This window comes from Leucobacter sp. GX0328, assembly GCF_053567315.1.
On sequence record NZ_JBSGPC010000004.1, the window covers coordinates 62,825 to 78,179 of the forward strand.

General features: G+C 69.1%; 12 protein-coding genes. 6 read left to right on the plus strand and 6 right to left on the minus strand.

The features are described 5' to 3' along the window. Nucleotides 1–29 precede the first annotated feature (29 nt). From hrcA to lepA, 4 genes are all read right to left on the minus strand, one after another. Entirely contained in the window at nt 30–1,082 is a 1,053-nt protein-coding gene (gene hrcA, locus ACUYTF_RS12710) for a heat-inducible transcriptional repressor HrcA (RefSeq protein ID WP_434143829.1), read from the minus strand. 210 nt (nt 1,083–1,292) lie between these two features. Further along, nucleotides 1,293–2,537, minus strand: coding sequence for a radical SAM family heme chaperone HemW (hemW, locus tag ACUYTF_RS12715; RefSeq protein WP_449279882.1), 1,245 nt, complete (start codon nt 2,535–2,537; stop codon nt 1,293–1,295). Between the two features lies 1 nt (nt 2,538). Further along, complete coding sequence (locus ACUYTF_RS12720; protein WP_449279883.1) at nt 2,539–3,342, minus strand: DUF1990 family protein; 804 nt, start codon at nt 3,340–3,342, stop codon at nt 2,539–2,541. After that, nucleotides 3,339–5,192, minus strand: coding sequence for a translation elongation factor 4 (gene lepA / locus ACUYTF_RS12725; protein WP_449279884.1), 1,854 nt, complete (start codon nt 5,190–5,192; stop codon nt 3,339–3,341). The genes ACUYTF_RS12720 and lepA overlap by 4 nt, the downstream gene beginning before the upstream one ends. A gap of 231 nt (nt 5,193–5,423) precedes the next feature. On the opposite strand from lepA, the gene rpsT reads away from it, so the two are divergent. Next, nucleotides 5,424–5,684 carry a 30S ribosomal protein S20 gene (gene rpsT / locus ACUYTF_RS12730; RefSeq protein ID WP_434143822.1) on the plus strand — a complete coding sequence of 87 codons (261 nt, stop codon included), beginning with the start codon at nt 5,424–5,426 and terminating at the stop codon, nt 5,682–5,684. 81 nt (nt 5,685–5,765) lie between these two features. On the opposite strand, the gene holA is transcribed toward rpsT, so the two are convergent. Next, a complete protein-coding gene (gene holA / locus ACUYTF_RS12735) occupies nt 5,766–6,779 on the minus strand; it encodes a DNA polymerase III subunit delta (RefSeq protein WP_434143821.1) in 1,014 nt (337 codons plus the stop codon). Nucleotides 6,780–6,910: 131 nt separating this feature from the next. Between holA and xylA the strand changes: the two genes are divergently transcribed. Then, nucleotides 6,911–8,098 (plus strand): xylose isomerase, encoded by a 1,188-nt coding sequence (gene xylA / locus ACUYTF_RS12740; RefSeq protein WP_434143819.1) that lies wholly within the window; start codon nt 6,911–6,913, stop codon nt 8,096–8,098. Between the two features lie 105 nt (nt 8,099–8,203). After that, the gene (gene xylB / locus ACUYTF_RS12745; protein ID WP_434143817.1) at nt 8,204–9,643 is read left to right on the plus strand and encodes a xylulokinase; all 1,440 of its coding nucleotides are present in this window, start codon (nt 8,204–8,206) and stop codon (nt 9,641–9,643) included. A gap of 17 nt (nt 9,644–9,660) precedes the next feature. On the opposite strand, the gene ACUYTF_RS12750 is transcribed toward xylB, so the two are convergent. Next, on the minus strand, nt 9,661–10,845 hold the full coding sequence (locus ACUYTF_RS12750; protein WP_434143815.1) for an ROK family protein: 1,185 nt from the start codon (nt 10,843–10,845) through the stop codon (nt 9,661–9,663). 254 nt (nt 10,846–11,099) lie between these two features. Between ACUYTF_RS12750 and chvE the strand changes: the two genes are divergently transcribed. From chvE to mmsB, 3 genes are all read left to right on the plus strand, one after another. Continuing rightward, on the plus strand, nt 11,100–12,218 hold the full coding sequence (chvE, locus tag ACUYTF_RS12755) for a multiple monosaccharide ABC transporter substrate-binding protein (protein ID WP_434143814.1): 1,119 nt from the start codon (nt 11,100–11,102) through the stop codon (nt 12,216–12,218). A gap of 86 nt (nt 12,219–12,304) precedes the next feature. Continuing rightward, nucleotides 12,305–13,849 (plus strand): multiple monosaccharide ABC transporter ATP-binding protein, encoded by a 1,545-nt coding sequence (mmsA, locus tag ACUYTF_RS12760; protein WP_449279885.1) that lies wholly within the window; start codon nt 12,305–12,307, stop codon nt 13,847–13,849. Then, entirely contained in the window at nt 13,846–15,036 is a 1,191-nt protein-coding gene (mmsB, locus tag ACUYTF_RS12765) for a multiple monosaccharide ABC transporter permease (RefSeq protein WP_434143810.1), read from the plus strand. Before mmsA ends, mmsB begins: the two co-directional genes overlap by 4 nt. Nucleotides 15,037–15,355 lie beyond the last annotated feature (319 nt).

Below are 15,355 nucleotides of genomic sequence, written 5' to 3' on the forward strand. Positions count from 1 at the left end.
TCAAGCGGCGCGCTGCCCGCGCGCCGAGGTCAATGGTCTTCGTCGAGCAGACGGTTCAGGTATCGTGCGACCGCGCGCACCGCGGCCATGTTCCCCGCGTAGTCCATGCGCAGCGGGCCGAGCACTCCGAGTCGCGACGACGATGCGCCGTCGCTCTCGTAGCTCGACGCGATCACGGAGGTCGCCTGCAGCCCGTACGGGGCGTTCTCGCGGCCGATCGAGGCCGAGACCTCGCGCTCGTCCTGCACGAGCTCGCCGAAGAGCCGCAGCAGGGTGACCTGCTCTTCGATCGCCTCGAGCACGGTGTGCAGGGATCCCGAGAACTCCTCGGGCCGGGAGAGGTTCGCGGCGCCCGAGATGACGATCTTCTCGCTCCGGTTCGCCTGCAGCTGCGCGCTCACGAGCTCGAGCAGCAGCCTGACGAGGTCGGTCTCCTGCGGATGCGCCCATTCGGCGATCGTGTCGCCGAGCGCGGAGAGCGCTGCGATGCCGGCGTCGACGTCGGCGCCGACGATGGCGTCGGCCAGCCGGTCGCGCAGCCCGTGCACCCAGGTCTCGGTCACGAACGATGCCGGCAGACGGGTCATCTGCTGCTCGACGACGCCGCTGCCGAGGATGAGTACCGAGAGCACCCGGTCCTGGCCGAGGACGACCAGGTCGATGTGCCGGATGGTCGTACGGCGCAGCGAGGGGTACTGCACCACCGCGACCTGGTTCGTGAGCTGCGCGAGCAGCCGCACCGAGCGCACCATGGCATCGTCGAGATCGCTCGATTCGCCGAGGAACCGTGTGATGGCTGCGCGCTGCGCCGTTGTGAGCGGACGGATCTTCGCGAGCGTGTCGACGTACAGCCGATACCCCTTGTCCGTGGGGACGCGCCCCGACGAGGTGTGCGTCTGGGCGATCAGCTCGTCCTCCTCGAGCAGCGCCATGTCGTTGCGGATGGTGGCCGCCGACACGCCGAAGCTGTGCCGGTCGACGATGGCCTTCGACCCGACGGGCTCGCTCGACGCGATGTAGTCGCCCACGATCGCGTGCAGCACGGCGAGACTGCGTTCGGAGACGTTGCGTTCACCGCTCATGCGCATCCTCTCCCATCGGTCGACCCTCTGCGGGGTGAAGTCCTCGGCCGCGCCCGGCCCGTCGCACTCGGGTGCATTTGGCACTCGCCATGACTGAGTGCCAGTCTAACGCACGAGGAGTTCGCGGCCGATCCCGGCGGTCGGCGTTCGCGCTCCGCTGATTCCGCGGGAACCCGTCGGTGCCGAACCCGCTACGCGGCCCGCCCGCGATCAACCCGCGAGCAAGCGGTGCACGACGGTATCGGCGAGCAGCCGACCGCGCAGCGTCGGAACGATCCTCCCGCCCGCGGTGCCGTCGGCGGCGATCGCGGCGCGACCGTCGATGAGACCCTCGGCGATGAGCCCCGGCACGGCCCGCCGCTCGTCTGCATCGAGTACCGCGATCGGCAGGCCGTCGGCGATGCGGGTCTCGAGGAGGATGCGCTCCTCGCGCCGGGCCTCGTCGCTCAGCACCTCTCGGGCGTGCGCGGGCGAGACGCCGGCGTGCATGCGCTGCGCGTACGCCGCCGGGTGCTTCACGTTCCACCACCGGGTGCCGCCGACGTGGCTGTGCGAACCGGGGCCGGCGGCCCACCAGTCCTCGCCCGTCCAGTACGAGAGGTTGTGCCGAGACCGGGTCTCGGGGCTGCGCGACCAGTTGCTGATCTCGTACCACGAGAACCCGGCGGCGGCGAAGCGCCCGTCGGCCAGCTCGTACATCTCCGCGTGCAGATCGTCGTCGGGTTCGGGCACCTCGCCGCGGCGGATCTGGGCCGCGAGCTTCGTGCCGCGCTCGACGATCAGCGCGTAGGCGGAGATGTGGTCGGGCTCGGTCGCGAGGGCCGCATCGATCGACCGTTCCCAATCGGCGAGGCTCTCCCCCGGCGTACCGTAGATGAGATCGACGCTCACCTGCAGCCCGGCCGCTTTCGCCCAGCTCGTCACGAGCGGGATGCGCTCGGGCGTGTGCGTGCGGTCGAGCGTGGCGAGCACGTGCGGCACCGCGGACTGCATGCCGAAGCTCACCCGCGTGAAACCGGCGTCGGCGAGGGCCGCGAGGTATTCCGCGTCGACGGAGTCGGGGTTGGCCTCGGTGGTCACTTCGGCGCCCGGTGCGAGCCCCCACTCGTCGCGGATGCCCGCGAGCATGGAGACGAGGTCGGTCGCCGGGAGGAGCGTCGGCGTTCCGCCGCCGAAGAAGACGGTGCTGACGGGGCGCTCGACCACGCCGGAACGGCGCAGCACGTCGGCGCCGAACGCGAGCTCGCCGCGCACTTCGCCCGCGTAGTCGTCGCGGCTCGTGCCGGCGAGCTCGGTCGCGGTGTAGGTGTTGAAGTCGCAGTACCCGCACCGTACGCGGCAGTAGGGCACGTGCACGTAGACCCCGAACGCGCGTTCGGCCGAACCGACGGCGGCGCTCGCGGGGAGCAGACCGGTCTCGGGAGCCGGGTCGCCCTCGGGCAGAGCCGACGGCACGCTACTCGCCCGTCGCGCTCTCGTGCGAATCGACGGGCTCCGCGGCGGCCTCCGAATGGTCCGACGTCTCCGCGGGCTGCGCAGTCGCCTCGGGCTCCGCGGCGGCCTCCGCTCGCGCCGTGCCCGTCGAGGCGCCCGCGGTCACGGTCGCGGCGGCGCCCGGCGCCAGCGCGCCGATCTGCAGTTTGACGGCGTCGATGGCCGCGCGCAGGTCGGCGCGCGCCTTGAGGCCCAGCAGGCCGTTCTTGGCCGGGGTCAGGAAGCCGCGGGCCACGGCCCAGACGGTGTCGTCGTCGCGGCGCTCCACGACGAAGCGCTGCTCGCCGATCGCGCCGAGCTCATCGCCGGTGCCCCAGGCGAATCCGACGCGGCGCTCCTCGTCGACGGTGTAGACGATGAGCACGCGCCGCGCGATCCCGCCCTGCAGCGCGATATCCGCGCTCGTACCCGCATTCAGATAGGGCTCGCCGTCGGGCCCGAAGGTGTCCTCGCGGGGCGCGGCCGCCTGCGCGACGCCGTGCTCGTCGAACTCGACGCCTTCGTACTCGTCATCGGGTCCGCGCTCGACGACCTCGACCGTCATGCCGGCGCCGCGCTGCGCGCCCCAGGTCATGAGCAGGCTCGACGCCGAGAGGAAGCGCTCCTCGCCGCTGCCGAGCCGCTGCTCCTCCTCGTAGGGCGTGCTGCCCTCGGGCGGGAAGCGGAGCAGATCGGGGTCGCGGGTCGCGCCGATCGAAGCGTACGCGGCCGGCATGCCGACATGACTGCTGCGCCGCCCGCCGTGGTCCCGGTTCGAGCTCGTCATTTCTTCGACCCCTCCTTGCCCTCCACATCTCCGGACAGCGCGGCGATGAACGCCTCCTGGGGCACCTCGACGCGGCCGACCATTTTCATGCGCTTCTTGCCCTCCTTCTGCTTCTCGAGCAGCTTGCGCTTGCGGCTGATATCGCCGCCGTAGCACTTGGCGAGCACATCCTTGCGGATGGCGCGGATGTTCTCTCGCGCGATGATGCGCGAGCCGATCGCGGCCTGGATCGGCACCTCGAACTGCTGCCTCGGGATCAGCTTGCGCAGGCGCTCGGTCATCATGGTGCCGTAGTGGTACGCGTTGTCCTTGTGGACGATCGCGCTGAACGCATCGACCTTGTCGCCCTGCAGCAGGATGTCGACCTTGACGAGATCGGCCTCCTGCTCGCCCATCGGCTCGTAGTCGAGCGAGGCGTAGCCCTGCGTGCGGCTCTTCAGGTGGTCGAAGAAGTCGAAGACGATCTCGCCGAGCGGCACGGCGTAGCGCAGCTCGACCCGCTCGCCCAGGTACTCCATGCCGAGCAGGCTGCCGCGGCGGCTCTGGCAGAGCTCCATGATCGTGCCGACGTAGTCCTTCGGGGCGAGGATCGCGACGCGCACCATCGGCTCGCGCACCGAGGCGATCTTGCCTTCGGGGTACTCGGACGGGTTCGTCACCGTCACCTCGGTGCCGTCCTCCGCAGTCACCTCGTAGACGACGCTCGGAGCGGTCGCGATGAGGTCGAGGTCGAACTCGCGGCGCAGGCGCTCGGAGATGATCTCGAGGTGCAGGAGGCCGAGGAAGCCGCAGCGGAAGCCGAAGCCGAGCGCCACGGAGGTCTCGGGCTCGTACTGCAGGGCCGCGTCTTCGAGCTTCAGCTTGTCGAGGGCCTCGCGCAGCGCCGGGTAGTCGCTGCCGTCGATCGGGTAGAGGCCCGAGAAGACCATGGGCTTGGGGTCGGTATAGCCGGGCAGCGCTTCGTCGGCGCCGTGGATCTTCGACGTGATCGTGTCGCCGACCTTCGACTGGCGCACATCCTTGACGCCCGTGATGAGGTATCCCACCTCGCCGACCGCGAGCCCCCGGGTCGCACGCGGTTCGGGCGACGACACGCCGATCTCGAGCGCTTCGTGATCGCTGCCGGTCGACATCATCTGGATCTTCTCGCGCGGAGCGAGCTTGCCGTCGACCATGCGCACATAGGTGACGACGCCCCGATAGGGGTCGTAGACCGAATCGAAGATCATGGCGCGCGCCGGGGCCTCGGCGTCGCCGACCGGTGCGGGGATGCGCTCCACGACCCGGTCGAGCAGGGCCTCGACGCCCATGCCGGTCTTGCCCGACACCGCGAGGATGTCGGCCGGGTCGCCGCCGATGAGGTCCGAGATCTCGCGCGCCACGCGCTCGGGGTCCGCCGCCGGCAGGTCGATCTTGTTGAGCACGGGGATGATCTCGAGATCGTGCTCCATCGCGAGGTAGAGGTTCGCGAGCGTCTGGGCCTCCATGCCCTGGGCCGCATCGACGAGCAGAATGGCGCCTTCGCAGGCCGCCAGGGATCGGCTGACCTCGTAGCTGAAGTCGACGTGGCCCGGCGTATCGATCATGTTGAGGGCGTACTCGACCCCGTCGGCCTGCCAGTGCATGCGCACGGCCTGCGACTTGATCGTGATGCCGCGCTCGCGCTCGATGTCCATGCGGTCGAGGTACTGGGCGCGCATCTCGCGCTCGGGCACCGTGCCGGTGATCTGGAGCATGCGGTCGGCAAGCGTCGACTTGCCGTGATCGATGTGCGCGATGATGCAGAAGTTGCGGATCTTCGCGGGGTCGGTCGACGCCGGCACGGGAGGGTTCACACTACGAGGAGACATCGCCTGCCATTATCGCATGATCCGGCCGTGCGACCGGCCAGGCGGGCGCCGTTCGGCGAGGCGCGCCGCGCCGCGAGATTTCGGCCCTCGCTGCCACCGATCGGGGGGCGATCTGCTAAAGTTGATTCTTGGCTTGCGTGTGGAGATCATCCACACCCTCTGCAAGGTGCCCTCTCTCACCGCGCAGAACAATCCCGACTGACCTGAAGAATCGTAAGGAATCACCCCAACGTGGCAAATATCAAGTCGCAGATCAAGCGCATCAAGACCAACCAGAAGGCTACCGAGCGCAACCGCGCGTACAAGAGCGAGCTCCGCACGCTCATCCGCAAGACGCGCGAGGCCATCACCGCCGGCGACAAGGCCGCTGCCGAAGGCAACCTGAAGGTCGCCGCGCGCAAGCTCGACAAGGCCGTCTCGAAGGGCGTCATCCACAAGAACCAGGCTGCGAACCGCAAGTCGAAGCTCGCTGCGAAGGTCGCCGCGCTCTAAGCAGCCGCACCTCTCGGATCCTCCGAAAGGCCCCGCTTCGGCGGGGCCTTTCGTGCGTTCTGCGGGCCTTCGGGGCGACGGTCAGCGGGTGCGACCGCGCCGCGCGATGAAGAGCACGTACTTCTCGAGCGCGTACTCGGGATCCCTGCTGCCACCCTTCAACCGCCATTCGGTCTCGGCGGCGAGATCGACGGCGCGCGCCAGATCCTCCTCCTGCCAGCCGCGCACCTCGCGCAGCGCGCGATCGACCTGCCACGGCGCCATGCCGAGCTGCGAGGCGAGCTGACCGCTCGATCCTCGCGCGCCGTGCACCCGCGCCATGCCGCGCACCTTCATGTTGAGCGCGGCGAGGACGGGGATCGGATCGGTGCCCGTCGAGAGCGCCTGGCGCAGCAGCACGAGCGCCTCAGCCGCGCGGCCCGCGGTCGCCGCATCGGCGACCTTGAACCCCGTGGTCTCGACACGGCCCTCGGTCGCCCGGCCGACTTCGGCCTCCGCGATGCGCGGCCCGACATCGGCGACGAGCTGGGCGCACGCCCCGGCGAGCTCGCCGAGGCCGCCGGAGTACGCGTCGACGAGCATGCGAGCGCCTCCGGGGGTGATCTGCGCGCCGAGGCGCCGGAACTCCGCTTGCACGAACGCGAGGCGATCCTGATCCTTCTTCATCTCCGGGCAGACGATTTCGATGCCGGCCCCCGCCCCCGCGCGCACGCGGTCGAGCAGGGCCTTGCCGCGCTGGCCGCCGGAATGCCGGAGCACCAGCGTCGTATCGTCTGCGGCGGCTTCGACGTAGCGCTTCGCGTCTTCGAGGAAGGCGTCGGAGCACTTCTCGACGCCCGAGACGCGGATGAGGCGCGGCTCGGCGAACAGCGACGGGCTCGCGATCGTGAACAGCTCCCCCGCGGCGTACGATGCCGCGTCGACGTCGTGGACCTCGAGTTCGCCGTGCGACTCGCGCAGCGCCTCGCGGATCGCGTGGGTGGCGCGGTCGGCGAGGAACGCCTCGGGACCGCTGATGAGCACGACCGGCGCGGGGGCCGCCGCGGTCCACTCGAGCTGAGGGATCTTGGACTTCGAACCACGCGCTGCTGCCACGCCACCAGCCTAGTGGGGCCCGCGCGGGCGCACTGCGCTGCAACGCCCGTCGCTGGACAGCACCCGCCGATTCTTATATGTTGTCAGTAAGTACATATTTGATCCTTCATCCCCTTCGCAAAGGAGCGACCATGCATGCACCCACTCGTGAAGACCAGTTCTCGTTCGGCCTCTGGACCTTCGGCTGGCAGGCGCAGGACCAGTTCGGCAGCGCGACCCGCGCACCGATCGACACGGTCGAAGCCGTGCACCGCCTGAGCGATCTCGGCGTGTGGGGCATGACCTTCCACGACGACGACCTCTTCCCGTTCGAGAGCAGCGACGCCGAGCGCCGTGCAGAGATCGACCGCCTCAAGGGCGCGCTCGACGAGACCGGCCTGGTCATCCCGATGATCACCACCAACCTGTTCAGCCACCCCGTGTTCAAGGACGGCGGATTCACATCGAACGACCGCTCGGTGCGGCGCTTCGCGCTGCGCAAGGTGCTGCGCAACATCGACCTCGCCGCCGAGCTCGGCGCCGAGACCTTCGTCATGTGGGGCGGCCGCGAGGGCAGCGAGTACGATGCGGCGAAGGATGTGCAGGCCGCCCTGGCCCGCTACCGCGAGGCGGTGAACCTGCTCTCGGAGTACGTGCGCGAACAGGGATACGGCATCCGATTCGCGATCGAGCCCAAGCCGAACGAGCCGCGCGGCGACATCCTGCTGCCGACCATCGGACACGCGCTCGGCTTCATCGAGACGCTCGAGCACCCCGAGATGGTCGGCCTGAACCCCGAGACCGGCCACGAGCAGATGGCGGGCCTCAACTACACCCACGGCATCGCCCAGGCGCTCGACGCGGGCAAGCTCTTCCACATCGACCTCAACGGTCAGCGCGGGGTGAAGTTCGATCAGGATCTCGTCTTCGGCCACGGCGATCTGCAGAACGCGTTCTCGCTCGTCGACCTGCTCGAGTTCGGCTCGCCCGAGGGCGGCACCGCCTACACCGGCCCGCGCCACTTCGACTACAAGCCGTCGCGCACCGAGGATTCGGACGGGGTCTGGGAGTCGGTAGCCGCGAACATGCGCATGTACCTCCTGCTGAAGGAGCGCGCCGCGGCATTCCGCGCGGACCCCGAGGTGCGGAGCGCACTGGAGGCCGCACGGGTCGCCGAACTGCGCACCCCCACGCTCGCCCCGGGCGAGACCCTGAACGATCTGCTGGCCGACCGCGCGAGCTACGAGGACTTCGACGCGACGCCGTACTTCGACGGTCGAGGCTTCGGCTTCGTCCGTCTGCAGCAGCTCGCGATGGAGCACCTCATGGGAGCACGCTGATCCAGACTATCCTCCTTGAGTGGGCCCCTGCACGGGGCCCACTCAGTTCTCCAACCCGCGGAGGCCGGTCCCCGGTTCCGCACCCGAACCACCGAAGGGCCCGGCATGCTCGTCGCAGGCATTGATAGTTCCACGCAGAGTTGCAAGGTCGTCATCTGCGACGCCGAGACCGGCCGCATCGTGCGCGAGGGCCGCGCGTCGCATCCGACGGGCACCGAAGTCGACCCGCAGGCGTGGTGGGACGCGCTGCAGGTCGCGCTCGCCGATGCGGGCGGCCTCGCCGATGTCGCGTCGATCGCCATCGGCGGGCAGCAGCACGGCATGGTCGCGCTCGACGAGCACGGGCGCGTGATCCGCGATGCGCTGCTCTGGAACGACACCCGCTCCGCGGCCGCGGCCGATGACCTGCGCCGGGAGTTCGGCGAGGAGGCGCTCGCCGAACGCGTCGGGCTCGTGCCGGTCGCATCGTTCACCATCTCCAAACTGCGCTGGCTGCGCGACCACGAGCCGCAGCATGCAGCGGCGGTGGCCGCCGTCGCACTGCCCCACGACTGGCTCAGCTGGCGCCTTGCCGGGTACGGCCCCGCGGACGACGCGCCCCGCGGCGCCGACCTGACCGCGCTCTTCACCGACCGATCCGACGCGAGCGGCACCGGCTACTGGAGCGCTCGTACCGGAGCGTACGACACCGAGCTGCTGCGCGCCGCGCTCGGGCACGACGCGGTCGTCCCCCGAGTACTCGACCCGCTCGGCATCGGCGCCCGCACCGCGGGGCTCGCCGACGCCGGCATTCCCGACGGGATCGCGATCGCTCCCGGCGCCGGAGACAATGCCGCCGGCGGTCTGGGCCTCGGCATCGGCGTCGGCGATGCCGTCGTCTCCATCGGCACGAGCGGAACGGTGTTCGGCGTGTCGGAGACTCCGATCGCCGACCCCAGCGGCACGGTCGCGGGGTTCGCGGATGCGGCCGGCGCGCACTTGCCGCTGATCGCGACCCTGAACGCCGCGCGCGTGCTCGACAGCATCGCGGGGCTCCTCGGCGTCGACCACGAGGAACTCGGGCGCCTGGCGCTCACCGCGCCCCCGGGGGCGGACGGTCTGGTGCTCCAGCCCTATTTCGAGGGCGAGCGCACCCCGAACCTGCCCGATGCGACCGCCACGCTCTTCGGCATGACGCTCGCCTCGACGCGGCGGGAGCACCTCGCGCGCGCCGCCATCGAGGGCCTCCTGTGCGGGCTCGCCGACGGCCTCGAAGCGCTGCGCGAGGTCGGCCTGGCGGCGCGCTCCGTCACGCTGATCGGCGGCGCCGCGATGAACCCCGCCGTGCAGTCGATCGCGGCCGAGGTCTTCGGCCTCCCGATCCGGGTGCCGCAGCCCGCGGAGTACGTCGCTCTGGGGGCCGCGCGTCAGGCGAGTTCGGCGGCACGTGGCTCGTGGGCGGAATGGCCCGTAGACCTCGTGCGCGAACTGCCCGTGAACGAGCAGCCGATCATCCGCGAGCAGTACGGGCGGCATCGCCGGTCAGGCGTCGGCGCGCAGCGCTGAGCCCGGCTCCGGCGCGCTCACGCGGCGGTCGCGGATCCGAATACCACCGGGTCTGCGAACACGCGCTCGAACACCCGCTCGCTGATGCCGACGAGCACTTCGTGCGCTCCCAGGCCGCCGCTCACGACGCGGACGTCTGCCGAGAGCGCCCCGAACGATCGCTCGGCGAGCCGTGCTGCAAGGCGCTCCGGCCGTGCTCGGTAGAGCGAGGAGAGGAAGCCGCCGAGCACCACGAGCTGCGGCGCGAGCGCGCTGACGAGCACGGCGATGCCGTCTCCGAGGCGATCGACCTGCTGATCCATCGCCCGAGCGAGGGCGGCATCGGTGTTCGAGACGAGCGCCTGCTCGAGCTCATCGGCGTCGAGGGATCCGCGCCCGATCAGCTCCAGCAGTTCGCTCTGCCGCACGACCCGCTCGAAGCAGCCGCGCTGACCGCAGTAGCAGGCCTCGCCGCCGGGATCGATGACGATATGGCCGAACTCGGCGCCGAATCCCCGGTAGCCCCGGAGCTCGTGGCCGTCGACGTACGCTCCGCCGCCGATGCCGCCGCCGGAGCCGTTCACGTAGATCATGTGATCGACTCCCCTGCCCGGCCCGAACTGCCGCTCGGCGGCGGCGCCGACCTGCGCATCGTTCGCGAGTACGACCGGAATATCGAGGCGCTCCTCGAGCAGGCGCGCGAGCGGCTCCCCCGTCCATTTCAGGTTGGGAGCCAGTTCGACCGTGCCGGTCTCCACATCGACGAGCGCGGGCACGGCGACGCCGAGGCCGACCACGCGGTCGTAGGCGTCGAGCTCGGGGCGCAATCGCTCGACCGCCACCGCGATCTCGTGGACCACCTCGACGGCGGAGGGGCGCTCGGAGAGTTCACGGCGCTGCCGCACATGCACGACGCCGCCGAGGCCGACGATGCCGACGACCACCGCACCGACGTCGGGGTACGCGACGAGTGCCACGATGCGCGGGTTGATGGCCACGATCGGGCTCGGCCGCCCGACCCCGGTCCGCTCCTCGGGAAGCGCCTCGGAGGCGAGATCCAGCTGCACGAGTTCGCTCACGAGCGCCGCGATCGTCGAACGGTAGAAGCCCGTGCGCTTCGTCAGCGCGGCGCGCGAATGCGGACCGTCGTAGTGCAGCGCATGGAGCACCCCTCTGAGGTTCGCGCGTCTCACCTGCTCGTTGCTGCGCTGATGCTGGCTCATCTTTCGCTTCCGCCTGTTCCGGGCTCTCCGCTCCCCGTTCGGACCGATTTCTTCCCCTATAGAACATCCCAGTTCGGGCATCGCCTGCGCAAGTCGCGAAGGGTCCGATAACGGTTCGGAAACGAAGCGATCCCCAGCAGTACGGGAGTTGACAGGGTCCATATCCATGAATAGGTTGTTAGACGCGACAAATTCCCGAAAGGCAGTTCGCACCGATGCAGTATCGACTGCAAGATGTTCAGAGAGGAACACCGATGAAGACCACCCGTACCCTCGCGGCGCTCGCCCTCGCGGGCTCCGCGGCGCTCGCGCTCTCGGCCTGCACGGCCAGCCCCGCGAACACCTCGGACGCCGGCACCGAGGGAGTCGATTGCAACGTCGGCATCTCCATGCCGACCCGCAGCCTCGAGCGCTGGATCAACGACGGCGAGCAGCTGCAGGCGTCGCTCAAGGACGCCGACTGCACCACCGATCTGCAGTACGCCGACAACAAGACCGACCAGCAGATCTCGCAGATCCAGAACCAGATCGCCGGCGGCGCGAAGATCCTCGTCATCGCCGCGATCGACGGCGAAGCGCTCGCGCCGGTGCTCGAGGAGGCGAAGACGCAGGGCGTCACCGTCATCGCGTACGACCGCCTGATCAACGGCAGCGAGAACGTCGACTACTATGCGACGTTCGATAACTACCAGGTCGGTCAGCTGCAGGGCGAGTACATCGTCGAGACGCTGGACCTCGAGAACACGGAAGAGACCTTCACGCTCGAGCCGTTCGCCGGCAGCCCCGACGACAACAACGCGAAGTACTTCTTCTCGGGGGCTTGGGACGTGCTCCTCCCCTATGTCGAATCGGGCCGGCTGACCGTGCCGTCGGGCAAGGCGCCGAAATCGAACGACGACTGGGCGTCGATCGGCGTCCAGGGCTGGGACTCCGCGAAGGCGCAGGCCGAGATGGACAACCGCCTCTCGTCGTTCTACACCGGCGGCGACAAGGTCGATGTCGTACTCTCCCCCAACGACAGCCTCGCGATCGGCATCATCGCCTCGCTGAAGTCGGCCGGCTACACCCCGGGCGCCGACTACCCGGTGCTCACCGGCCAGGACGCCGACAAGGCGAACGTGAAGGCCGTGCTCGACGGCGAGCAGTCGATGACCGTCTGGAAGGACACTCGTACGCTCGGTGATCGCGTGTTCCAGATGACGCAGTCGATCGTGAACGGCGAGGAGCCCGAGGTCAACGACACGGAGACCTACGACAACGGCGCGAAGGTCGTCCCGTCGTTCCTGCTGCCGCCGGAGACCGTGACCGCCGATCTGGTGCAGTCGAAGCTCATCGACTCCGGCTTCATCCAGGCGAGCGACGTCGGCCTCTGACCCGTCTCGGGGGCCGGGAGCCGTTCGGCGACTCCCGGCCCCCGTCCCCCTTTTCCGTCACGTTCGGTCAGCACCGAGGAGGTCATATGTCCGAACCAGCAATTCTCGAGATGCACGGCATCGTGAAGGAGTTCGCCGGCGGCGTGCGCGCGCTCGACGGCGTCTCGCTCACCGTCGCCTCGGGCGAGGTGCACGCCATCTGCGGTGAGAACGGCGCCGGCAAGTCCACGCTGATGAAGGTGCTCTCGGGCGTCTACTCGCACGGCAGCTTCGGCGGCAGCATCGAGTTCGACGGGCACTCCGCCGAGTACCGCGGCATCAACGACAGCGAGGCCGACGGCATCGTCATCATCCATCAGGAGCTGGCGCTGAGCCCGTACCTCTCGATCGCCGAGAACATCTTCCTCGGCAACGAACGCGCACGCGGCGGCGTCATCGATTGGAACGCCACGAACTCAGAGGCGATGGCCCTGCTCGAACGGGTCGGCCTCGACGAGAACCCCGCGACGCCCATCAACCAGCTCGGTGTCGGCAAGCAGCAGCTCGTCGAGATCGCGAAGGCGCTCGCGAAGGAGGTGAAGCTCCTCATCCTCGATGAACCCACCGCAGCGCTCAACGACACCGATAGCGCGCACCTGCTCGGGCTGATCGACCAGCTGCGCACGCAGGGCATCACCTCGATCATCATCTCCCACAAGCTGAAGGAGATCCAGCAGATCGCCGACTCCGTCACGATCATCCGCGACGGGCAGAGCATCGAATCGTTCTCGATGTCCGAGGGCGATGCGGACGAGGGCCGCATCATCCGCGCGATGGTCGGGCGCGAGCTCTCGCAGCTCTTCCCGGAGCACCGCCCGAACATCGGCGCGGAGAAGCTGCGCGTCGAGGGCTGGACCGTGCGCCACCCGAACGACCACGACCGGATCGTCATCGAGGACGCTTCGTTCTCGGTCCGCGCCGGCGAGATCGTCGGCTTCGCCGGTCTCATGGGCGCCGGCCGCACCGAGCTCGCCATGAGCATCTTCGGCCACAGCTACGGCACCGTGCTCTCCGGCCGCGTGTTCAAGGACGGCGTCGAGTTCCAGACCCGCACCATCCAGGAGGCGATCGGGCACCACATCGCCTACGTCACCGAGGATCGCAAGCGCTACGGCCTGAACCTCATCGAGTCGATCACCTCGAACATCTCGATCGCCGGCATCGGCGAGGTGTCGAAGCGCGGCGTGATCGATCAACATCGCGAGAACGCGGTCGCCGAGCGCTTCCGCAAGATCATGCGCATCAAGACCCCGGATGTCTCGGTGCACACCGGCAAGCTCTCCGGCGGCAATCAGCAGAAGGTCGTGCTGGCCAAATGGCTGCACACGAAGCCCGACGTGCTGATCCTCGACGAGCCGACCCGCGGCGTCGACGTCGGCGCGAAGCAGGAGATCTACACCGTGATCAACGAACTCGCGCAAGAGGGCAAGGCGATCGTCGTCATCTCCTCCGAGCTTCCCGAGCTCCTCGGCCTCTCGGACCGCATCTACACCATCTCCGAGGGCCGCATCTCCGGCGAGCTCTCACGCGCAGAGGCCACGCAGGAGGCCCTCATGACTCTCATGACCTCAGGAAAGGAACGCGCCGCATGAGCACCCAGACTCCCGCGCGCACAGCGCCCCGCAAGAAGATCAGTTTCAACGTCCGCCAGTACGGCATCCTCGTCGCGCTCGTCATCATCATCCTGCTCTTCCAGGTGCTGACCGCCGGCCGTCTGCTGATGCCCGGCAACGTCAACAACCTGATCCAGCAGAACGCCTACGTGCTCATCCTGGCGATCGGCATGGTGATGGTGATCATCGCCGGCCATATCGACCTCTCGGTCGGCTCCGTGGTGGCGATGGTCGGCGCGGTCTCGGCGATCGCGATGCAGCAATGGGGGCTGCCGTGGTGGGCGGCGGTGCTCGTCGCGCTCGTCGTCGGCGCGGTCGTCGGCGCGTGGCAGGGCTTCTGGATCGCCTACGTCGGCATACCGGCGTTCATCGTGACGCTCGCGGGCATGCTGCTCTTCCGCGGCCTCACACTCGTGCTGCTGACCGGGGGCACCATCAGCGGCCTCCCGAAACCCTTCATCGCGATCGGCGCGAGCTGGCTGCCCGGAGTCTTCGGCGGTATCGCGAACCGGGATGCGCTCACCCTCATCCTCGGCCTGATCGCCTGCGCGTTCTTCTTCGCCGACCGGTTCCGGAACCGCCGCACGCTGCAGAAGCTCGGGCTTCCAATGGAGCCCGCAGGTCTCTACTGGGGCAAGTTCGCCGCGGCCGTCGTCGCCATCATGGCGCTGTGCTGGCTGCTCGCCGGGTACAACGGCACGCCGATCATCCTCGTCATCCTCGGCGCGCTGATCCTCGCGTACTCGTTCGTGCTCAACCGCACCGTCTTCGGCCGCCACATCTACGCGATCGGCGGCAACCGTTTCGCGGCGGAAATGAGCGGCGTGAACACGAAGCGCGTCGACTTCATGCTCTTCGTGAACATCGGCGTGCTCGCCGCCGTCGCCGGCGTCGTCAGCACCGCCCGTGCCGGCGGCGCGGTCGCCTCGGCGGGTGTCAACTACGAGCTCGATGCGATCGCCGCGGCGTTCATCGGCGGCGCCGCGGTGCAGGGCGGCGTCGGCACTGTCGTCGGCGCGGTCATCGGCGGCCTGGTGATGGGCGTCCTGAACATGGGCCTGTCGATCCTCGCCGTCGATGCCGCATGGCAGATGGCGATCAAGGGCATGGTGCTGCTGCTGGCCGTCGCCTTCGACATCTGGAACAAGCGGCGTTCGGGTCGCTGATCCAGCGCACCGCGCACTCCCGCTGGAGCGGGCACCGGTCGTTCCGGGGCCCGCTCCAGCCATATGCCCCATCGTTCGCGCGCGACATCCCCCGACCCGAAACTGATGGCGATGGAGCCGTGCTCGTCGGTGCGGAGCACCCGAGTGCCCGTCGACGCGTAGTCGTCGAGCGTCTCGGCCACCGGATGCCCGTACCGGTTCTCGGCCCCGACCGAGACCAGCCCGAGCGCTGCGCCGGCCTCCGCCGCGAAGCCGGCGTCGCGATCCCTGCTGCCGTGGTGGGCGATCTTCACGATATCGGCACGCAGCTCCGCACCGG